1 pseudogene is annotated in these 279 nt (G+C 66.3%); it reads right to left on the reverse strand.

The window, feature by feature from the left end:
- Positions 1 to 150 precede the first annotated feature (150 nt).
- A pseudogene (locus PUR61_RS25540) lies at positions 151 to 279 on the reverse strand (IS5/IS1182 family transposase); the annotation flags it as partial.

Here is a 279-nt window from a genome sequence, read left to right on the forward strand (position 1 = left end):
CACGTGAGCGACATGGTCCAAGCCGTCGCCGGACTCCTCTCCCACCACCAGGTCGCCGCCTTGGGAACACCGCACATGTGAACCCGGCAGCGAATCCGCGGGCCTCGACGCGCCACCGCCAACGATGCATGCACTCGTTTAGAAGACATCTCATTTGGATAGTCGTCGGGTGCAGATGAGGGCTGCGGCGATGCTGGCGAAGGCGGCGAAGTGGTCGGCCTTGCGTTCGTAGCGGCGGTGGAGTCGGCGGAAGCCGCCGAGCCAGGCGACGGTGCGCTC

Source organism: Streptomyces sp. BE20 (assembly GCF_036322525.1).
In the GTDB taxonomy this organism is placed as follows: domain Bacteria; phylum Actinomycetota; class Actinomycetes; order Streptomycetales; family Streptomycetaceae; genus Kitasatospora.